The organism is Nocardioides ultimimeridianus (genome assembly GCF_054777895.1).
The window spans coordinates 246,832-267,097 of the sequence record NZ_BAAHAB010000009.1; the positions used below are offsets into that span (position 1 = coordinate 246,832).

At 71.3% G+C, this 20,266-nt stretch carries 16 protein-coding genes; 5 read left to right on the plus strand and 11 right to left on the minus strand.

The features are described 5' to 3' along the window. Nucleotides 1–36: 36 nt before the first annotated feature. Together ACYU8V_RS09755 and ACYU8V_RS09760 are read right to left on the minus strand one after the other, a co-directional pair. Entirely contained in the window at nucleotides 37–1,722 is a 1,686-nt protein-coding gene (locus ACYU8V_RS09755) for a hypothetical protein (RefSeq protein WP_460846977.1), read from the minus strand. After that, complete coding sequence (locus tag ACYU8V_RS09760; RefSeq protein ID WP_460846978.1) at nucleotides 1,719–5,699, minus strand: alpha-(1->3)-arabinofuranosyltransferase domain-containing protein; 3,981 nt, start codon at nucleotides 5,697–5,699, stop codon at nucleotides 1,719–1,721. Before ACYU8V_RS09760 ends, ACYU8V_RS09755 begins: the two co-directional genes overlap by 4 nt. Before the next feature lie 102 nt (nucleotides 5,700–5,801). Between ACYU8V_RS09760 and ACYU8V_RS09765 the strand changes: the two genes are divergently transcribed. After that, entirely contained in the window at nucleotides 5,802–7,052 is a 1,251-nt protein-coding gene (locus ACYU8V_RS09765; RefSeq protein WP_460846979.1) for a lipopolysaccharide biosynthesis protein, read from the plus strand. A 129-nt stretch (nucleotides 7,053–7,181) separates the two neighbouring features. Here ACYU8V_RS09765 and polA read toward each other — a convergent pair whose 3' ends face one another. Further along, on the minus strand, nucleotides 7,182–9,863 hold the full coding sequence (gene polA / locus ACYU8V_RS09770) for a DNA polymerase I (RefSeq protein WP_460846981.1): 2,682 nt from the start codon (nucleotides 9,861–9,863) through the stop codon (nucleotides 7,182–7,184). A 206-nt stretch (nucleotides 9,864–10,069) separates the two neighbouring features. Between polA and ACYU8V_RS09775 the strand changes: the two genes are divergently transcribed. Then, entirely contained in the window at nucleotides 10,070–10,507 is a 438-nt protein-coding gene (locus tag ACYU8V_RS09775) for a hotdog fold thioesterase (RefSeq protein WP_460846982.1), read from the plus strand. 33 nt (nucleotides 10,508–10,540) lie between these two features. Here the strand turns inward: ACYU8V_RS09775 and ACYU8V_RS09780 are convergent, their stop codons facing one another. Beyond that, nucleotides 10,541–11,128 carry a GNAT family N-acetyltransferase gene (locus ACYU8V_RS09780; RefSeq protein WP_460846983.1) on the minus strand — a complete coding sequence of 196 codons (588 nt, stop codon included), beginning with the start codon at nucleotides 11,126–11,128 and terminating at the stop codon, nucleotides 10,541–10,543. A gap of 111 nt (nucleotides 11,129–11,239) precedes the next feature. Between ACYU8V_RS09780 and ACYU8V_RS09785 the strand changes: the two genes are divergently transcribed. The 3 genes from ACYU8V_RS09785 to ACYU8V_RS09795 are packed head-to-tail and all read left to right on the plus strand — an operon-like array spanning nucleotide 11,240 to nucleotide 13,639. Further along, on the plus strand, nucleotides 11,240–12,040 hold the full coding sequence (locus ACYU8V_RS09785; RefSeq protein ID WP_460846985.1) for an ABC transporter substrate-binding protein: 801 nt from the start codon (nucleotides 11,240–11,242) through the stop codon (nucleotides 12,038–12,040). 19 nt (nucleotides 12,041–12,059) lie between these two features. Next, nucleotides 12,060–12,872 (plus strand): amino acid ABC transporter permease, encoded by an 813-nt coding sequence (locus ACYU8V_RS09790; RefSeq protein ID WP_460846987.1) that lies wholly within the window; start codon nucleotides 12,060–12,062, stop codon nucleotides 12,870–12,872. After that, the gene (locus ACYU8V_RS09795; protein ID WP_460846988.1) at nucleotides 12,869–13,639 is read left to right on the plus strand and encodes an amino acid ABC transporter ATP-binding protein; all 771 of its coding nucleotides are present in this window, start codon (nucleotides 12,869–12,871) and stop codon (nucleotides 13,637–13,639) included. The genes ACYU8V_RS09790 and ACYU8V_RS09795 overlap by 4 nt, the downstream gene beginning before the upstream one ends. Before the next feature lie 62 nt (nucleotides 13,640–13,701). Here ACYU8V_RS09795 and ACYU8V_RS09800 read toward each other — a convergent pair whose 3' ends face one another. From ACYU8V_RS09800 to ACYU8V_RS09830, 7 genes are all read right to left on the minus strand, one after another. Continuing rightward, entirely contained in the window at nucleotides 13,702–14,397 is a 696-nt protein-coding gene (locus tag ACYU8V_RS09800; RefSeq protein WP_460846990.1) for an ABC transporter ATP-binding protein, read from the minus strand. 1 nt (nucleotide 14,398) lies between these two features. Continuing rightward, the gene (locus ACYU8V_RS09805) at nucleotides 14,399–15,208 is read right to left on the minus strand and encodes an ABC transporter ATP-binding protein (RefSeq protein WP_460846992.1); all 810 of its coding nucleotides are present in this window, start codon (nucleotides 15,206–15,208) and stop codon (nucleotides 14,399–14,401) included. Continuing rightward, nucleotides 15,201–16,358 carry a branched-chain amino acid ABC transporter permease gene (locus ACYU8V_RS09810; protein ID WP_460846993.1) on the minus strand — a complete coding sequence of 386 codons (1,158 nt, stop codon included), beginning with the start codon at nucleotides 16,356–16,358 and terminating at the stop codon, nucleotides 15,201–15,203. Before ACYU8V_RS09810 ends, ACYU8V_RS09805 begins: the two co-directional genes overlap by 8 nt. Nucleotides 16,359–16,411: 53 nt before the next feature. Continuing rightward, nucleotides 16,412–17,431, minus strand: coding sequence for a branched-chain amino acid ABC transporter permease (locus ACYU8V_RS09815; protein WP_460846994.1), 1,020 nt, complete (start codon nucleotides 17,429–17,431; stop codon nucleotides 16,412–16,414). An 80-nt stretch (nucleotides 17,432–17,511) separates the two neighbouring features. Then, nucleotides 17,512–18,612: a branched-chain amino acid ABC transporter substrate-binding protein gene (locus ACYU8V_RS09820; protein WP_460846996.1), complete on the minus strand. Its 1,101-nt coding sequence runs from the start codon at nucleotides 18,610–18,612 to the stop codon at nucleotides 17,512–17,514. A 278-nt stretch (nucleotides 18,613–18,890) separates the two neighbouring features. After that, nucleotides 18,891–19,571: a hypothetical protein gene (locus ACYU8V_RS09825; protein WP_460846998.1), complete on the minus strand. Its 681-nt coding sequence runs from the start codon at nucleotides 19,569–19,571 to the stop codon at nucleotides 18,891–18,893. 69 nt (nucleotides 19,572–19,640) lie between these two features. Next, nucleotides 19,641–20,237: an ANTAR domain-containing response regulator gene (locus tag ACYU8V_RS09830; RefSeq protein WP_460847000.1), complete on the minus strand. Its 597-nt coding sequence runs from the start codon at nucleotides 20,235–20,237 to the stop codon at nucleotides 19,641–19,643. Nucleotides 20,238–20,266 lie beyond the last annotated feature (29 nt).

Genomic DNA, 20,266 nt, shown 5'->3' on the forward strand with positions numbered 1-20,266 from the left:
GTAGGCGCCCACACTCTCCCGATTGTGTGGCGTCGGTTACATCCTGCCCCGGAGTATCCGGATCGTGCCGCTCAAAAGCAAAAGAACCCCGGCCGCGTCGCAGATCAGGACGATGTCCCGGTGTTTCGTGACCGAAGGCATGGTTGACGGGGTCCGTTCGGGGGTTCCGAGGTCGAGCAGGACCAGTCCGTCGCCGTCGTACGACGTCGTGGCGCCGTGGCTGCGCAGCTGCGCGGGCGTCGGGCGGGCACCGAGATCGGCCTCGACCAGCACCCACCGCACGTGCAGGGCACGGAGGGCGGCGACGGGATCGGTCGCGCCGAGGGCGCCGCGGACCGCCTCCGCGCGCGGGTCCTCGGCCGGCACGACCTGGTCGGCCAGGTAGGTCCGGTCGTCGACGAGGACCTCGCCGGGCAGCACCCGCGGCGCGGGGTCGAGCACGGCGCGGTCGTGCGACCAGGCGAAGGCCCGGTAGGAGCCCGTCCAGGGCAGCACCACGGTCGTGCCGGGGGCCGCGTCCAGGTGCGCGGCCACGGCGGCCCACCCGGGCGGGTAGGCCGAGCGCTGCAGCTGCCCGCCCAGCCCCCAGCCGAGCCCCGGCAGCAGCAGGATCGGGGCCACCACGAGCAGCGCGGCCACGCCCCACAGCGACTCGCGGCCCGGACGGACGCGCTCGCAGACCTCGGCGACCGCGCCGGCCAGCCCGACGGCCAGGACGGGCCCCAGCGGCGCGAGGAACCGGTGCGAGTCGCGCAGCAGCGCCAGGCCGGGCAGGTGCGCCGCGAGGTCCTCGAGCAGCCGGTCGCCGCCGGGCAGGTCCGGCAGCAGGGCAACGGCCATCGCGCCCGCGGCGAGGGCGGCGAGCCGGCGGGCCTCCCCCGGCTCGTCGCGGGACCACCGCACCAGTCCCACGAGGGCCACGAGGCTGAGCAGGCACGACAGCAGCACCACGAGCTCGCTGGTGCGGGCCTCGAGCACGATCGAGGTCTTCCAGATCCCGCCCAGCGACAGCAGGCTGGGGAGGACGCCTGCCGCCGACTCCCCGCGCGCCGCGAAGCTCGCGAAGACGCCGGTGGTGGTGACGTCGGCCGTCGTCGCGGTGACCGCCGGCCCGATCCAGGCCAGGTTCGCGACCACGGCGATCACCACGATCCGCGGCCAGGTGCGCCGGCCGGCGGCGAGCACCAGCAGCGTCAGGGCCGCCATGACGCCGCTGGACGGGCTGCAGAGCGCGGACGCGAGGCAGGCGAGGGCCGCAGGCGCCCAGTCCGCGGGACTCTCGCGCAGGCGGCGCGCGGCGAGCACCACCCAGGGCAGCAGCAGGTAGCCCAGCAGGATCGCCCACTGCCCGATGCCGAGCCGCTCGGCGACCCACGGGTTCCAGCAGAGCAGGGCGATCGCCGCAGCCCGGGCGGAAGTGCCGAAGCGGGCGGTCAGCCGCCCCATCCCGATCCCGCCGACGACGAGCCCGCCGGTCAGCAGCAGTCGCTGGAGGACCTCGCCGGGCAGCACGTGGCTCACCGCCGAGATCAGGGCGTCCATCGGGACCGCCCGCGGCAGGGTGCCGTCCAGGCCGAGCCACGCGTCCTTCCAGGGCTGGTGCGGCACGAACACCATGTCCCCGACCAGCCAGAAACCGCGGCCCAGCCACAGCGGACCGACGACCGCCAGGGCGAGGACCAGGGACCAGGCGGCGTCGGTGAGCACCGCGCGCCGGCTCACGGCGCCCTCCGCACGGCCGCGCCGAGACCGAGGGCGACGGCCGCACCCACCAGCAGGTCGACGGCGTCGGCGGGCAGCCGCGGACCGCCGCTCAGCTGCACCGCGGTCACGGCGTACGCCGCCACCAGGGCCGCGCCCACCAGGCCGGCGCACGCCCGGGGCCAGCGTCCGGCGAGCACCACGGCGAGGGCCGCGAGGCCGACGACGGGGCCGGCGAGCAGCCAACCGAGCAGCCCGGCCAGCGCCCAGGTCCACGGTCGGGCCTGCCGGCGCGGGGCACGCCGGATCGCCGGGCCCTTCGCGACGGCGGACGGCCGCACCAGCACCCAGCAGGCCGCGAGCAGCACCAGGACCAGCGTGACCAGGCCGCCGACCAGCCCGGCGACGTACCCCTGCTGCGGGGTGAACGTCAGCACGACCCGGCCCGAGGTGCCGGCGGGCAGAAGCCAGCCCTGGGCCCAGCCGTCGACGGTGATCGGGGCGAGCCGGTGGCCGTCCACGGTCGCGGTCCACCCCGGGTTGACGTTGTACGGCGCCGACACGACCGCGGCGGCGCCCGGCCCGACGTCCAGGACCGTGCGGGTGTCCGTGGCCGACACGACCGACAGCGTGCGGTCCCGGCCGGCCGGGACCGCGGCGGCGCGGGTCGGCAGCAGCCCCAGCTCCACCGGCTGGAACTGCTCGGTCGACAGCAGCCGGACCCGGTGCACCCCGGCCGCGAGCCGCCAGCGACGGGTGCCGCAGGGGTGCACGGCGAGCTCGCCGTCGCTCACCACGTCGCCGATCGTGCCGCTCACCCGGGTCGCGACCCGGTGGCCGTCGACCACGAGCGTCGGCCCGTAGCCGCACACCGAGCCGGTGGTCGCCGCCCCGTCGAGGGGTACGCCGACGCGCCCGCCCTGCAGCCGGAGCTCGGCCACGCCGAGCGGTGCCCCAGTGGCCCCGGCCGAGCGGGCGAGGGTGATCGTGAGGTGCCGCGCCCGCAGCGGCGGGAAGGTCGTGAGCGGGCTGAGCGCGCCGAAGGCGACCGACCGCGACCGGCCGTCCGGCGTCGTGATCCGCACCGCGGCCGGTGCCACGGCGACCCCGGAGGGCGCGACCATGGTGAGCCGGCGGATCGTGCGGACCCGGCCGAGGTCGACCTGCAGGCTCGGACGGGGGTCGGCGGGGTCGGCGACCCACTCGGTCCCCGGGTCGTCGTCGTAGGCCATCCGCGCCGACACCGCCGGGTCCGACCCGTAGGTCGAGGACGCCGTGATCCGCACGCCGCCGAGTGGCTGCAGCAGGGCCAGGGTCGCGCTGCTGGCGCGGGCGACGACCAGGCCGCGCAGCGACCAGGTGCCGTCGGCGGAGACGGTGAAGGTCCGGTCGATCCCGGTCTCCTCCTCCGCGGCGTGCTGCGCGCCGGGCTCGCAGTCGGGCCCGAGGATCGAGGTCACGCAGGCGCGCGCCGCAGGCGTCGCGGTGAAGAGGAAGGACGGGTGGGCGCTCTCGGCGACGGGCGGCACCACCAGGGTCCGCTGCGCGTGCACCCCGTCGATCGCCACCTCGGCCAGCGCCCCGGCGTCCGCCGAGCCGGCCGTCACCCGCACCGATCCGGCCACGACACCGCCGAGGTCCACGCTGGCGTCGCCGTCGGAGGTGACGGTGCGCTCGACGCCTCCGGCGCGGACGGTCCAGGTCCCGGCGCCGGTGATACTCACCCGGCCGATCGGGCTCGGCGCCAGCAGGTCCACCTGCCACCACTGGCCGGCCGGACCGGCGTACGCGCCCGGGCGCCAGGCGGTGGTGGGGTCGCCGTCGAGCGCCGACCAGGGGCCGTCCTCGGGGTGCACGGCGCCCACCGTGTCGGCCCAGCCGCGCGAGCTCGACGCGGTCACACCGCCGATGCCGAGGTAGCGCGCGACCACGGGCTGCGCCCCACCCGGCTCGGGATAGTCGGGCAGCACCCGGCCGGTGTGGCTCGGCTCGTCGGCGGCCATCACCGCGCTCACCGCGTCGTGCACGCGGCCGAAGTCCCTCTCGCGGCGCCGGTAGCCGTCACCGACCACGTCGACCGGTGCGCTCCACCCCGGCGTACCGGTGACGACCATCGGCTGGTCGGGACCGACGAGGCTGTTGCCCACGGCGGTCAGGCCGTCCTCGACCGAGGTCACGGTGACCGCGGCGGCGGAGTCGCGCACGGCGTACGTGCCGGCGGTCGTACCCGTGGGGACGGGATCGACCCGGAACACCTCGATCGCCGGACCCGGGCCGTCGTGCCCGAAGCTGCGGACCCGGGTGATCCCCGGCGAGCGCGCGAGGGCGATCGCGACGGTGCTCGCCGACGGCACCTGCGCAAGCTCCTGGTCGAGGTCGTGGCGCAGCAGGATCTGGGTGACGCCGACCCGGGCCAGCATGAAGCGCAGGTACGCCGACCCGGTGCCCGTCTCCAGGTAGGACTCCAGCTGCGAGAGCATCCGGATCGTCCCCGACGGCGTCAGCGGCACCTGGGAGCGGGTCACCCACGGCGACCGCGCGACCGCGTCCATCGGCTCCTCCATGGTCCAGCCCCAGGTCTGGTTGCCGAAGCCCGAGCCGGGGATCACCCAGGTCGTCCCGGGTCGCTGGGCGACGTACGCCGCCGCGTCGGTCCAGTACGACGGAATGCGGGTCCAGCCGGGGATGCGGGTGTTCGCTGCGACGATCGGCGCGGACATCGCCACGAGCCCGCCCGCCAGCGCGAGCGCGAGACCGGCCGCGACCGCCGCCCGCACCGCGCGCACCCTGCCGGCCCGACCGTCAGCCCGTCCGCCAACCCGGTCGAGCCACGCGCGCGCCACGTGGTCCACGACCACCGCCACCCCGATGGCGAGCGGCAGCCGCAGGATCGGGTCGGCCTTCGGGATGTTCCGCAGCGGGGCGAGCGAGCCGTCGAGCAGCCCCTGCAGCCAGCCCGCGAACGGGCCGTCCAGCGGGCCGGTGTGCGCCGCGACCTGGCAGAGCAGGCCGAGCGCCGCCGCGCCCAGCAGGGGCGCCCGCCAGCGACTGCGCCAGCGCAGCAGCCCCACCAGCCCGAGCGCCGCCACCAGCCCCGATCCGAGCACCAGCCAGGGCGAGGTGGACAGCTGCCAGCCGGCCGGCCACCACGGCGTACCGGAGACCTGGAGGAAGTCGATCCAGTTGCTCGCACCGCGCAGCGACGAGGCGAAGCCCGCGGTGGCGGTCGTGGTCCGCGCGTCCTCGACGTAGTCGAAGAACGGCGGGCTGGAGGCGCCCAGCCGCAGCAGCGACACGATCCACCAGGCGTTGGCCGCCGCCATCAGCGCGAGCCAGCCCGCGACGAAGCGCCACCCGACCAGCCGCCGCCACGCCGCCCAGCCGACCACGATCGCCAGCAGCGCCGCGGGAGCCGCCGTCGCGGTGCCGTTGACCCCGCCGCCGCACGCGAAGGCGGCCACCGACAACAGAGCAGCGTCCCGTGGCCGGCGCCGCCGCTCGACCATCAGCGCCAGGGGCAGCACCGCCCACGGCAGCACCGCCGCGGGCAGGATCTCCGCGCTGCGCAGGCCGACCTCCGCGACCATCCGGGGCGCCAGCGCGTAGGCGACCCCGGCGGCCGCCGCGGCCCAGGGTCCCGTGCCCAGGGCACGTGCCAGCCGGCGTACGCCCTCACAGGCGAGGACGAGCAGCAGGAAGGACCACAGCCGCTGGGTCACCCACCCGGGAACCCCCAGCCACTCCACGACGGTGAAGAAGCTGCCCTGCGGGAAGAGGTAGCCGTAGGCCTGGTTCTGCAGCTCGCCCAGCGAGGTGCCCGGATGCCACAGCGAGAAGGTCCCCGCGAGATAGTCGCCCGGGCGCTCGGTGAGCTCGAGCCGGGTGTCGTTGGTGGTCCGACCCCACTGCTCGGTGAGGGTCAGGACGGCGAGCGCGGCGTAGATGCAGCACAGCACTGCGGTGCACCGACGGTCGCCGCGGACACCCCGATCCGGCATCCGACCTCCCTCCTGGCTCCTCCCGAGTGGCGGTGGTCACTGTATGCGGGCGCAGCGATGATCCTCAGAACCTGTGGCCCAGCCTTTAGGCTCTGAGCCGTGATGAGCGTGGTCGAGGCCCCCGTGGGCTCCAAGATCTTCCGGTTGCTGCGCAGCAGCGCCGGCATCGCGATCGCCATGGCCATCATGAACATCGGCGCCTACGCGTTCCAGATGGTCTCGGCCCGCCTCCTCGGCCCCGAGCAGTACGGCGGCATCGCCAGCCTGATGGCCCTGCTCATGGTCCTCTCGGTCGTCCAGCTCGGCATCCAGGCGACCGCGGCCCGCCGGATCGTGCACGAGCCCGCCGACGTCGCCGCCATCGAGCAGAGCATCCTCGCCACGACCTGGCGCGCCGCCTGGGGCCTGGGCATCCTGGCGCTGGCCTGCACCCCACTGGTGTGGAAGCTGCTCGAGCTCGGGTCGATCTACCCGGCGGTCCTGCTCGCGCTGACCGTCATCCCGACCACGCTGATGGGCGGCCAGGCCGGCGTCCTGCAGGGCGAGCGCCGCTGGCTGCCGCTGTCGCTGATGTACATCGGCGTCGGCGTCCCGCGGGTCGTGCTGGGCGCGGGCTTCCTCGCGGTCCGCCACACCGAGGCCAGCGGCATGCTCGGCGTCCTGGTCGCCTCCTTCATCCCGGTCGGCATCGGCTTCCTCGCGCTGCGCGGCCATCGCCCGCACGCCAAGGCGACCGCCCACAACCGCGAGGTACGCCGCGACGTCCGCCACGAGGCCATCGCCTCGTCGATGGCACTGCTCGCCTTCACCGCGCTGGCCAACCTCGACGTGATCGTGGCGCGCAACGTCCTCTCCCATCACGACGCCGGCCTGTACGCCGGCGGCCTGATCGTGACCAAGGCCGTGCTCTTCCTGCCGCAGTTCGCGGTGGTCATCCTGTTCCCCTCGATGGCCGACGACTCCCAGAGCCGCCAGGCGATCGTGCGCGGCCTGCTCTTCCTCGGCGGCCTCGGCGCGTTCTGCGTCGCCGGCGCCTGGGTGCTGCAGGGCGTGGCGGTCCAGTTCGTCGGTGGCGAGAAGTACGCCGGCGTCACCGGCCGGCTCTGGCTCTTCGCCGTCATCGGCGGGCTGCTGTCGCTGCTGCAGCTGCTGGTCTACAGCGGCCTGGCCCAGCGCGGCCGCAGCACCAAGTACATCGTCGCCGTCAGCGTCGCCGCCCTGATCGGCCTGGGCGGCATGGCCACCGGCCTCACCGGCCTGGCTCTCACCGTCATGGCCATCGACGCCGTCACCGTCGCCGTCCTCTTGGCGCTGCAGCTGCTGCAGCGCCCGGTGCCCGCCGCGGCCGAATAGCCCGCCACCTGCTGGTTTCGATACGCCGCTCGCTGGCGCTCGCGGCACTCAACCAGCGAGATGTCGTTGGTTGAGTAGCCGTTCGCGACTGAGCCTGCGAAGTCGCGAACGGCGTATCGAACCAGCGACTCAGTGGGCCGCTTCGTGCCAGCTGCGACCGGTCCCGACCGACACGTCCAGCGGCACCGCCAGGTCCGCGGCGGAACCCATCTGCTCCCGGACCAGCGCCTCGAGGGTCTCCCGCTCCCCTGCGGCCACCTCGAAGACGAGTTCGTCGTGCACCTGCAGCAGCATCCGTGAGGACAGCCCGGCGGCGCTCATGGCCGCCGCGGTGTTGAGCATGGCGACCTTGATCAGGTCCGCGGCCGAGCCCTGGATCGGCGCGTTGAGGGCCATCCGCTCGGCCATCTCGCGGCGCTGCCGGTTGTCGGAGGTCAGGTCGGGCAGGTAGCGCCGCCGGCCCATGATGGTCTCGGTGAACCCGGTGCTGCGGGCCTCGTCGACCACGCCGGAGAGGTAGTCGCGCACGCCGCCGAAGGTCTCGAAGTACTCCTCCATCAGCCCCCGCGCCTCGCTCGGCTCGATGCCGAGCTGCTGGGACAGGCCGAAGGCCGAGAGCCCGTAGGCCAGGCCGTAGTTCATCGCCTTGATCTTCGCGCGCTGCTCGGGCGAGACCGCGACGTCGTCGGCCACGCCGAACACCCGGCGGGCGGTGATGGTGTGGAAGTCCTGCCCGGACCGGAACGCCTCGATCAGCAGCGCGTCCTCGGACAGGTGCGCCATGATCCGCATCTCGATCTGGCTGTAGTCGGCGGTCATCAGCGCCTCGTAGCCGCTGCCGACCACGAAGCTCTCCCGGATCCGGCGCCCCTCCTCGGTCCGCACCGGGATGTTCTGCAGGTTCGGATCGGTGCTGGAGAGACGGCCGGTGGCGGCGATGGTCTGGTGGAAGGTGGTGTGGATCCGGCCGTCGGGCTGGACGGTCTTGAGCAGCCCCTCGATGGTCTGCCGGAGCCGGATCACCTCGCGGTGACGCAGCAGGTGCAGCAGGAACGGGTGCTCGGTCTGCGCGAAGAGACCCTGCAGCGCGTCGGCGTCGGTGGTGTAGCCGGTCTTGGTGCGCTTGGTCTTCGGCATCCCGAGCTCGTCGAAGAGCACCACCTGCAGCTGCTTGGGCGAGCCGAGGTTGATCTCCCGGCCGATGACGGCGTACGCCGCCTCCGCCTCCTCGCGCACCAGCGTCGCGAAGTGCTCCTCGAGCCCCTCGAGGTGCTCGGTGTCGACCGCGATGCCGGTCTGCTCCATGCCGGCCAGGACGCCGACCAGCGGCAGCTCGACGTCGGTGAGCAGCTGCCGGCCACCGGCCTTGGCGACCTGGTCGGCCAGCTCCGCGGACAGGTCGAGGGCGGCCCGCGCCTGGACCATCGCGTCGCGCGCGACGCCCGCCTGATCGCCGGTGTCGTCGAAGAGCAGCTCGCCCTGGTCGGGGTCCTCGCTCTGGGTGAGCTCGCGGTGCAGGTAGCGCAGGGTCAGGTCGGCGAGGTCGTAGGAGCGCTGGTCCGGCGCCACGAGGTACGCCGCCAGCGCGGTGTCCTCGACCACGCCCGCGAGCGCCCAGCCGTGGGCCGCGAGCGCGACGAGCGGACCCTTCGCGGCGTGCAGCACCTTCGGCTGCGCGGGGTCGGCGAGCCAGCCCGCCAGCGCGGCGTCGTCGGCGGGGCTGAGCGCGTCGACGTCGACGTACGCCGCCCGGCCGTCGGCGAGCGCCAGCCCGATCCCGCTCACCCGTCCGGTCCCGCTGCCCCACCCGCCCTGGACGCTCAGCCCGACCGTCTCGCCGGCGACCTCGTCCAGCCAGCCGGCGACCTCGCCCTCGCCGAGGGCCACGCCGTCGACCTGGACCCCGGGCTCGACCTGGATCTCCTCGGCCGGGGCGACGACGTCCATGATCCGGGTGCGCAGCTCGCCGCGGAACTCCAGCTCGTCGAGCAGCTCCAGGGCGCCCGCCCGGTCCCACTCACGGCGCACCAGGTCACCGACGGCCACTCCGAGGTCGAGGTCGCGCACCAGCGCGTTGAGCCGGCGGTTGCGGATCACGTCGCCGAGGTGCTCGCGCAGGGCCTCGCCCTTCTTGCCGGTGATCTTGTCGGCATGGGTGATCACGTTGTCGAGGCCGTCGTAGGTGTTGATCCACTTCGCGGCGAAGCCCGCACCCACACCGGGCACGCCCGGCAGGTTGTCGGAGGTCTCCCCCACGATCGCGGCGAGCTCGGGGTAGCGGTGCGGCGGGACGCCGTACTTCTCCTCGACGTAGGCCGGGGTGAGCCGGGCCAGGTCGGAGACCCCGCGCATCGGGTAGAGCACCGTGGAGCGGTCCGTGACGAGCTGGATCGAGTCCCGGTCGCCGGTGAGGATGAGCACCTCGAGGTCGTCGACCTCGGCGAGTGACTGGGTGACCAGGGTGGCGATGATGTCGTCGGCCTCGAAGCCCTCGGCCTTGAGGAACGGGATCGAGAAGCTGGTGAGCATCCGCTCGATGAGCGGAAGCTGGCTGCTGAACTCCCCCGGCGTCTTGTTCCGCTTGGCCTTGTACTCGGAGTACTCCTCGGAACGGAAGGTCTGCCGGGAGACGTCGAAGGCCACCGCCACGTGCGTGGGCTGCTCGTCGCGCAGCACGTTGACCAGCATCGAGGTGAAGCCGTAGACGGCGTTCGTGTTCTGTCCGGTCGCGGTCGAGAAGTTCTCCACCGGCAGCGCGAAGAACGCGCGGTAGGCGAGCGAGTGGCCGTCGAGAAGCAGGAGCCTGGGCACCCGGCGACTCTACCGAGGGCCACGGACACCAGTGGTCATCCCCGGAGGTTCTACGGAGGCGTCCTGTGCCCCGGGTGCGTGCATCGCAAGGCGCCGGCGCGCAGCCATACCGGGTTGTCTCGCAAGCGTCGGCAACGCGGCGAGGCGCGTGCCCGGGGTGCAGGGCGCTCGTAGAACCTCCGGGGATGTCCACTAGCGTCGGCCCCATGGCCCATGACGCAGCCCCGGACGCAGACCTGATCGAGCAGCTCAACCTCACCCGCGGCGCCCTCAACGACAAGCTGGACGTGACCGTCATCGAGGCGACCGCCGAGCGCATCGTCGGGACGATGCCGGTCGAGGGCAACACCCAGCCCTACGGCCTGCTCCACGGCGGCGCGTCGGTCGCGCTGGCCGAGACGCTCGGATCGGTGGGCTCGGCGCTGCACGCCGGCACGATGGGCAAGATCGCGGTCGGCGTCGACATCAACGCCACCCACCACCGCGCGGCGACCTCCGGCACCGTGACCGGTACGGCGAGCGCCATCCATCTCGGCCGCAGCAGCGCCGCCTTCGAGGTCGTCATCACCGACGAGCGCGGCAAGCGGGTCTGCACCTCGCGGATCACCTGCGCCCTGATCGACGCCCCGCCCTCGGGCTCCTGAGGCCGGCCCGGGCCGGCAGCGTCCGATCCGAGGTCACTCGAGCGCGTCGGGGAACGCCACGCGCTCCACGGCCGCCCGCGCCACCCGGCGCTGCGAGCGGCGCGCCGCCAGCACCTTGTTCAGGCCCCGGTCGGTCGCCGTCGGCGGCGTGATCCGCTGACGGACCACCGAGGTCGTCGCGAGCCGGATCGTCGCGACCGGCCCGAAGCCGAGCCGCGCCATGAACCGGTTCGCCTCACGCGAGGTCGACGGCACGGCGGTCGTGACGTGCAGCAGGCCGTTCTCCTCGGCGTACGTCGTCGCAGCGTCCATCAGCGCGCGCCCGACGCCGTGGCGGCGCAGGTGCGGCAGGACGCGCGGCTGCACGGACTGCACACAGGGCTCGAGGTTGATCGGCGAGAGCGTGGTCAGCCGCAGGAAGACGGCGCCCGCCACCTCCCCGTCGTACTCGACGACGACGAGGCGCTGCTCCGGGGAGACCGCGGCCTGCTTGATGACGAGCTCGAGGTCGGCCACCTGGTCGGACGGGTCCGTACGACGCAGCACGTCGCTCCACAGCCCGACCAGTGCCGCCGCGTCCTCACGCCGGGCGATCCGCGTGACGAGGGGGCTCCTGCTCATGGCGCAGAGCCTACGCCCGCCGCCACCGGGCGACACAAGGGTTGGTGACGATTGCCGAACAAGCATGTGACGTGCACCGCTCGCGCCCACGGCGGGTCTAGAGTGCCGGGCATGTCCAAGTCTCGTCTCGTCTCACGTGCCGTCGCCCTGCCCGCTGTGCTCCTCGCCGCGATCTCCCTCGCGGGGTGCGGCTCGAAGGCGTCGACCACCGCCTCCGGTGCATCGATCATCAAGGCCGGGACCCTCACCGTGTGCTCCGACATCCCCTACGCCCCCTTCGAGGACATCGACAAGTCCTCCCCCTCGGGCTACAGCGGCTTCGACATCGACCTGGTCAGCGACATCGCGCAGAAGATGAACCTCTCGCTGACCATCAAGCGCACGCCGTTCGGTCAGCTCAAGAGCGGTGCCGCCCTCAACGCCGGCACCTGTGACCTGGTCGCCTCCGCGATGTCGATCGAGCCCGACCGGGCCAAGGTCCTCGACTTCAGCGACCCGTACTACGACGCCGAGCAGTCCCTGTTGGTCCCGGTCGGCAGCTCGATCAAGACCATCACCGACCTCGCCGGCAAGAAGCTGGGCGTCCAGAAGGAGACGACCGGCGAGACCTACGCCAACGAGCACCAGCAGCCCGGCGAGACGATCATCGGCTACGGCACCGACCCGCAGGAGTACCAGGCGATGCTGGCCGGCCAGGTCGACGCCCTCCTCCAGGACCTGCCGGTGAACCTCGAGCACACCAAGGACGGCAAGTACACCGTCGTGGAGACCTACAAGACCGGCGAGCAGTACGGCTTCGCGGTCAAGAAGGGCAACACCCAGCTCCTCAAGGACGTCAACGACGCGCTGAGCGGGCTGCGCAAGGACGGGACCTACCAGCAGACCTGGGACAAGTACTTCAAGGCCAGCTGACCGGTCCGGAGCCGATCCCGTGAAGCGCACCACCAAGCGCAGACTGTCCACGCTCGCCCTGTACGCCGTCTTCGCAGCCGCCATCGTGGCGCTCGCGCTGGTGGCGAACTGGCAGACGATCCAGTTCAACTTCTGGAACCACGACGGCGTCGCGTTCAACAAGAACAGCAACTGGCCCGACCTGATCACGACCGGCATCGTCAACACGCTGAAGTACACCGCGATCGCCTTCGGCGGCGGCCTGGTGATCGGCGTGGGCATGGCGCTGATGCGGCAGGCGCCCGCAGCGCCGTACCGCTGGCTGGCGACGGCGTACATCGAGTTCTTCCGGGGCCTGCCCGCGCTGCTCGTGATGGGCTTCTGCTCCACCGGCATCCCGATCGCGTTCGGCTGGCACCCGCCGGGCGGGCCGGTCGGGGCCGGCCTGGTCGGGCTGATCCTGGTGGCCAGCGCCTACATGGCCGAGACCATGCGCGCCGGCATCCAGGCGGTCCCCCCGGGCCAGGTGGAGGCCGCGCGGTCGCTCGGCATGGGCTCGGTCAGCACCACCCTGCGGATCGTGCTGCCGCAGGCGTTCCGGATCGTGGTCCCGCCGCTGACCAACGAGTTCGTGGCGCTGGTCAAGGACACCGCGCTGCTGTCCACCGCCGTGGGCATCGAGCTGAGCCAGCGCGAGCTGACCTCGGTGGCCAACGACTTCGTCAACGGCGGCCCCTCGGCCGGCACGTCCACCAGTCTCATCCAGGCAGCCCTGCTGTACCTGGTCATCACGCTCCCGCTCACCCAGACGGTGGCCTGGCTGGAGCGCCGACAGCGGAGGGCTGTGCGATGACGAACGGAGCCGACACGACCGGGCAGACCGGGAAGCCCCCGGCCGCGATCGCCGTACGGAACCTGCACAAGTACTTCGGCAAGCACGAGGTGCTCAAGGGCATCGACTTCCACGTCGACCCCGGCCAGGTGGTGTGCGTGATCGGGCCGTCGGGCTCGGGCAAGTCCACCCTGCTGCGCTGCGTGAACCGGCTGGAGGAGCCCACGTCCGGGGAGATCCTGGTCGAGGGCATCGACATCTGCGACCCCGAGACCGACCTCAACCTGGTGCGGTCGCGGATCGGGATGGTGTTCCAGCAGTTCAACCTGTTCGCGCACCTGAACGTGCTGCAGAACCTGACCCTCGCCCAGCGCACCGTCCGCGGCCGCGGCAAGGCCGAGGCGGTCGAGATCGCCCGCGCCAACCTGGCCAAGGTCGGCCTGGCCGAGAAGGAGAAGTCCTACCCGGGCCAGCTCTCCGGCGGCCAGCAGCAGCGCGTCGCGATCGCCCGCGCCCTGTCGATGAACCCGGACATGATGCTCTTCGACGAGCCCACCAGCGCCCTGGACCCCGAGCTCGTCGGCGACGTGCTCGAGGTGATGAAGAGCCTGGCGGCCGAGGGCATGACGATGATGGTCGTCACCCACGAGATGGGCTTCGCCCGCGAGGTCGGCGACCGCCTGGTGTTCATGGACGGCGGCGTCGTCGTCGAGGAGGGCGACCCGCGCGAGGTGCTGAGCAACCCGCAGCACGAGCGGACCCAGGCCTTCCTCTCCAAGGTCCTCTGACCCCCGTACGCCGGAAGGGGCGGCCCACCGGTGGTGGGCCGCCCCTTCGGCGTACGGGACCGTCAGCCGCCCAGGTACGCCGCCCGGACCGAGTCGTCGCCGGCGAGCTCCGCGCCGGTCCCGGACTTGACGATCTCGCCGGTCTCCAGCACGTGGGCGTGGTTCGCGATCTTCAGGGCCTGAGCCGCGTTCTGCTCCACGATGAGAACGGTCGTGCCCTGAGCGTTGATCTCCTTGACGATGGTGAAGATCTGCTGGATGAGCTTCGGCGCGAGCCCCATGGAGGGCTCGTCGAGCAGGAGGAGCCGGGGACGTGCCATCAGCGCGCGGCCGATGGCGAGCATCTGCTGCTCGCCGCCCGACATCGACCCGGCGGCCTGCTTCTCGCGCTCCTTGAGCCGCGGGAAGAGCGTGAACGCCCGCTCGAGGTCCTCGGCGATCGCGGCCCTGTCCTTGCGGACGTAGGCACCCATGTCGAGGTTCTCGCGCACCGTCATGCCGGGGAAGCACCCGCGACCCTCGGGCGACTGGCCGATGCCCTGCTTGACCCGCTCGTACGGCGCGATGTGGGTGATGTCGCGACCGTCGAAGACGACCGTCCCCGCACGGACCTTGCGCAGCCCTGACAGCGTCTTCAGGGTGGTGGTCTTCCCTGCACCGTTGGCGCCGATGAGCGCGGTGATCGATCCCTCGGGGACGTCGAAGCTGATCCCGCGGATCGCCTCGATGTGTCCGTAGTTGACCCGCAGGTCATTCACCTCAAGAAGCATCTTCTTCTTCCACTCCCAGGTACGCCGCGATCACGGCCGGGTCGTCGCGGATCTCGGCCGGCGTGCCTTCGGCGATCTTGCGGCCGAACTCCAGCACGACGATCCGATCGGCAGCACCCATGACCAGGCGCATGTCGTGCTCGATCAGCAGCACCGTGTAGCCGCGGTCGCGGATGCGCTTGATCAGGTTGGTCAGCTCGACCTTCTCGGCCGGGTTGAAGCCGGCCGCCGGCTCGTCCAGGCACAGCAGCTTGGGCCGGGTGGCCATGGCACGGGCGATCTCGAGGCGGCGCTGGTCGCCGTAGGACAGGCTCGAGGCGATCTCGTCGGCCTTGTCCTCCAGCCCCATGAACCGGAGCAGCTCGCGCGCCTGCTCCTCGCCCTCGGCCTCGTTGCGCCGATGCCGCGGCAGGTGGAACACCGCGTCGAGGATGCCCACCTTGCTGTTGGCGTCGTACCCGACCATGACGTTCTCCAGCGCCGTCATGGTCTTGAACAGCCGGATGTTCTGGAACGTCCGGGCGATGCCGAGCCGGGTGATCTTGTTGCGTGCCATCTTCGCGAGCGGCGCGCCGTCGAACCGGATCTGCCCGGACGTGGCCTGGTAGACGCCCGTCATGACGTTGAAGCAGGTCGTCTTGCCGGCGCCGTTCGGGCCGATCAGGCCGAGGATCTCCCCCGGCCGGATGTCGAAGGTGACGTCGTCGAGCGCGGTGAGGCCGCCGAACTTGATGGTGACGTGGTCCACCTCGAGCAACGTCGACCGCGTGCCGACCTCGTCGGCCTGGATCTCACTCATCGTCCTGCACTCCCCCCGCGCGCAACGGCAACCCACCGGGCTCGCCGTCCGGATGGTCCCCGTCTCCGCCTTCCTCGAGCATCTCGATCTCCTCCTCGACCTTCTTGGCGCGCTTCGCCCGCTTCGGCGGCAGCAGCCCCTGGGGCCGCCAGATCGCCAGCGCCATCAACGCCACGCCGAACACGAGCAGCCGCCAGTCGCTGAACTGACGGAAGCGCTCGGGCAGGAAGGCGACGACGACGCCGCCGGCCAGCGCGCCCCAGCGGTTGCCCGCGCCGCCCACGATGACGGCCGCGACGAAGAGCATCGACAGCTGGATCACGAAGGTCTGCGGGTTGATGTAGCCGCCCTCACGGGTCGCGTAGAGGGTTCCGGAGAGACCGCCGATGGAGGCGCCGAACGCGAACGCCATCAGCTTGTACTTGAAGGTCCGGACACCCATCAGCTCCGCGGCGTCCTCGTCCTCACGCGTGGCCTCCCACGCGCGACCGATCCGGCTGTCGAGCAACCGGTGGTCGAGCAGCAGGACGATGAACAGCGCCGTGAGCGCCACCCAGTAGTACGGCACCGCATCGAGGACGCCGAACTTCAGGAAGTGGGTCTGGTGACCGAGGTCGATGAGCGGCTGCAGCCCGTTCCAGCTGATGTGCGGGATGGTGAACAGCCCGCCGTCGGGCCCGTCCGGGTTCGGCCCGATGCTGGGCGGGGCGGGGATGTTCTTGATCCCCGCCGGCCCGCCCAGCCAGGGGGTGTTGTTGACCGTCTGCCGGATGATCTCGCCGAACCCCATGGTGACGATCGCGAGGTAGTCGCCGCGCACCCGCAGTGTCGGCGCCCCGAGCAGGACCCCGGTCAGCATCGTGAACGCGACGGCGACCGGCAGGACCAGCAGGAACGGCCAGTGCCAGTGGTAGGAGGTCAGCACGCCGACGGTGTACGCGCCGCACGCGTAGAAGCCGACGTAGCCGAGGTCGAGCAGGCCCGCGTAGCCGATCACGATGTTGAGGCCGACCGCGACCAGGCCCATCAGGGCGCTGTCGAACATCACCGAGGCGAAGTCGGTCTGCAGCGTGGTGATGAACGGTGGCCGGATGAGCGGGATCGCGTACGCCAGGACGACGAGGAAGGTGATCAGGACCGGTCGCGGCACCCGTGGGAGCCGACGCCGGCGGGAACGTTGGGTCTGGACCGTGGTCGCCGCGCTCATGCCCGTGCCTTTCCGACGGCCTCGCCGAGGATGCCCGAGGGCCTGACCAGGAGGATGAGGACCAGGAGGACGAACGAGACGACGTCCTTCCACTGGGTCCCGAACAGGGCCGAGCCCCAGTTCTCGGCGACGCCGAGCACCAGGCCACCGACCAGCGCTCCGCGAAGGTTGCCGATGCCGCCCATGACGGCCGCGGTGAATGCCTTGACGCCGAGGATGAAGCCCGCGGTGTTCTTGGTGGTCCCGATCCGCACCATGTAGAGCGTGGCAGCCGCTCCCGCGGCGAGGCCGCCGAGCAGGAAGGTGAGCTGGATGACGCGCGTCGAGTTCACGCCCATCAGCGACGCCGACTCGGGGTCCTGCGCCACAGCGCGGATGCCTCGGCCGAAGCGCGTACGGCGTACGAACTGATCGAGCGCCAGCATCAGCAGCAGCGCGGAGCTGAAGACGAGCAGGTCGATGTCGGTCGGGTAGTAGTCGCCGATGTGGATGTTCCACCCGAACGGGGTCAGGTGGGTCGGGTTGATCGTCACCGGGTTGGTGTAGTTGTTGCGTGCTCCGGCGACGTAGTTCGACAGGTTGTCGTCGAGGCCGAACCAGCCCGTGATGCGGTCGCGGAGGCCCATGACCTCGACCAGCGCGAGTGAGGCGCCGATCGCCGAGATCAGGGCGATGAGCTTCGGCGCGTCGCGCTTGAGCAGGGGTCTGTAGGCGACCCTCTCGAGCAGGAGCGCGACCGCACCCGACACCAGCATCGCCGCGACCAGTGCGACGGCGAGCAGTCCGATCGCATGGGTCAGGGGAACGCTCGTCGAGGTGGTCCCGTGGAAGAAGACGAAGACCCACGCGACCGCGAAGGTGCCGAACATGAACACCTCGGAGTGCGCGAAGTTGATCAGCTGCAGCACGCCGTACACCATCGTGTAGCCGAGGGCGAACAGCGCGTAGACGGCCCCCAGCGCCAGACCCGTGAAGGTCAGCGAGAAGAAGCTCTGGAACAGATCGTGGAAGTGCACGTGTCTCCTCAGTGCGGTCCTGCGGCCGGGGGCCTCACGCCCCCGGCCGCAGGTGGTTCACGCGACGGTCGCCGCAGGGCTCACTTGACCGCGGTCGGGTGGTCCGCGTCGATGGCGCCGTTCTTGACCGTGTACACGTAGATCGTCGTGTTCTTGACGTCGCCGTGGCTGTCGAACGCGATCGGGCCGCTGACGCCCTTGGCGGTGTAGGTGGCGATGAACGCGTTCATGTCATCGTGGCTGGTCTTCCCCGCCTTGATGCCGGCCAGGAAGATCTTGGTGGCGTCGTAGTACTGGGTCGAGTACAGCCCGACCACGCCGCCGGCCGCCTTCACCTTGGCCGCGAAGTCGGCAGGCGCCGGCCCAGCGGGGGCGGACAGCAGGGCACCGTTCGCCGCCGCGGCACCGGCCGTGGACACGAACCCGGCGTCCTCGGAACCGTCACCGGACATGAACGAGCCCTTGTAGCCGGCCTGGCGCAGCTGCTTGGCCAGCAGGCCGGACTCGGCGTAGTAGCCGGCGTAGAAGACCACGTCGGGCTTGGCCGCCGTGACCTTGCTGACCGTCGCCGAGAAGTCGGTCTGACCGCTCTGCACCTGGTCGTTGCTCTTGTCGGCCGCACCGAGGCTCTTGCGCACGACGTCGCCGAGGCCCTTGCCGTAGTCGGAGCCGTCGTCGATGACGAAGACGTTCTTGGCGTTGAGCGTGCCGAGCATGTACTTCGCGTCCGCGGCACCCTGGGCCGAGTCGTTACCGATGATGCGGTGCCAGTTCTTCCAGCCCTGCTCGGTGATGTCGACCTCCGTCGCGGAGCCCGAGACGACGGGCATGTTCGCGCCGGCGAACGTCTTGCCGGTCGCCATCGACTCACCCGAGAACCCGGGGCCCAGCAGGCCGACGATGCTGTCGTCCTGGACGATCTGGTTGGCGAGGTCAGGTGCCTTGTCGGCGCTGCCCTGCGAGTCGAAGTCCTCCAGCCCGACACACTGGTCCTTCGACACCGTGGCGTTGTACTCCTTGAGCGCCAGCTTGATGCCGCCCAGCATGTTCTGGCCGAGGTTGGCGTAGTCGCCGGTCTCCGCGCCGAGGAAGGCGAGGTTGGTCGCACAGCCCGTGTCCTTGGCCTGCGTGCTTCCGGAGCTGGTCGTGGTCTTGCATGCCGTCAGGCTGAGAGACGCCACCCCGAGCACTACCACGAGGGTCCGTGCGCTCTTGCTGATCCGGATCATTGGTCCTCCGTTTGCTCACTACGTGATCTCGACCACACATGGGCCGACTCTTCACCGTAGTAGCGCCGTGCGGCCGCGCCGCCACCCGAAACAGGCATGTTGCCAACTTGTGATGATCGAGATCTTCCGTCGATCACCGCGATGGCCCGCACATGCTCACGCACGTGCGGGCCATCGGCGGCGATCCGTCGCGGCTCAGGAGCAGCGGGACGTCCGCTGTGCGGTGAGCGTCAGCCCGCGCAGCCCATCGCCAGCGCGGCCTTGGCGACCCCGTTGAGGTTCGCCGTACCCGCGCCGCACCGGATGGCGCCACTGCTCGGGATGCTGAACGTCGCGAGCTGGCCGACCCGCTCGAGGTAGACGTGGCCGAGCTGCGCCGAGCCACCGTCGTCGTTGCGGCACACCTGCAGCCGCACCGGCGCGGTCACCTTGTCCGCAACGCCGCGGTAGAAGACGAACGTGGCGTTGTGACCGGAGTTGTTGACCACGACGTCGGTGACGGTGGTCTTGTTGTCGGAGGAGTACTCCCCCGAGGCCGACATCTGCAGGTTTAGGTGGAACTGCGTGTTCACGGTCACCTGGGCCTGCTCGATCCACTTGTTGCCCAGCTGCGCCGTCGACTGGGTCGACAGCCCGATGTCGCCCTTGATGCCGGCCCTGATGACCCATCGCTTCGACACGGTGTGCTGGACCGTGTGGTTGTAGCCGGGCGCGTAGCTGTCCGTGGCGATCTGGGCGATCACGTTCCGCGTCGAGGTGAACGCTCCGTGGCTGTAGTGCCCGATGTAGGAGACGACGCTGCAGCTCGCCCGATCGCTGGCGGTCGCCGGCCCGTCGGCGACGACGCCGACCGCGGTCGCTCCGGCCACGGTGAGCATTCCGGCCAGGATGGTGCGCTTGATGGAAGTCATGGGGGACTCTCTTCTCGTCGTAGGTAGGCAGGTGCTACCCCCGACGAGAAGTGCGGCAAACCCGCAGGGTCAGGAGGATCCGGGCACTCCGTGCGAGACGACGCCCTCGGCGACCTGGCGCATCGACATGCGCAGGTCCATGGCGGTCTTCTGGATCCACCGGAAGGCCTCGGGCTCAGTGAGGGACAGCTGCTCCTGCAGGATGCTCTTCGCCCGGTCGACGGCCTTGCGGGTCTCCAGGCGGTCCTTGAGGTCCTCGACCTCGGCCTCGAGCTGGGTGATCTCGGCGAACCGGCTCACCGCCATCTCGATGGCCGGCACCAGGTCGCTCTGGTTGAACGGCTTGACGATGTAGGACATCGCGCCCGCCTCGCGCGCCCGCTCGACCAGCTCGCGCTGGGAGAACGCGGTGAGCATCACGACCGGGGCGATCCGCTTGCCGGCGATGGCCTCGGCGGCCGCGATCCCGTCCAGGACGGGCATCTTCACGTCGAGGATGACCAGGTCGGGGCGCAGCGACTCGGCCAGCTCGATGGCCTTCTGCCCGTCGCCGGCCTGCCCGACCACGTCGTACCCCTCCTCGACGAGCATCTCGGCCAGATCCATCCGGATCAGCGTCTCGTCCTCGGCGATGACGACCGTGCGGCGGGCGGGAGTCTCGGTCACGGGCCAAGGCTATCGGGCCCGGCGGGCGA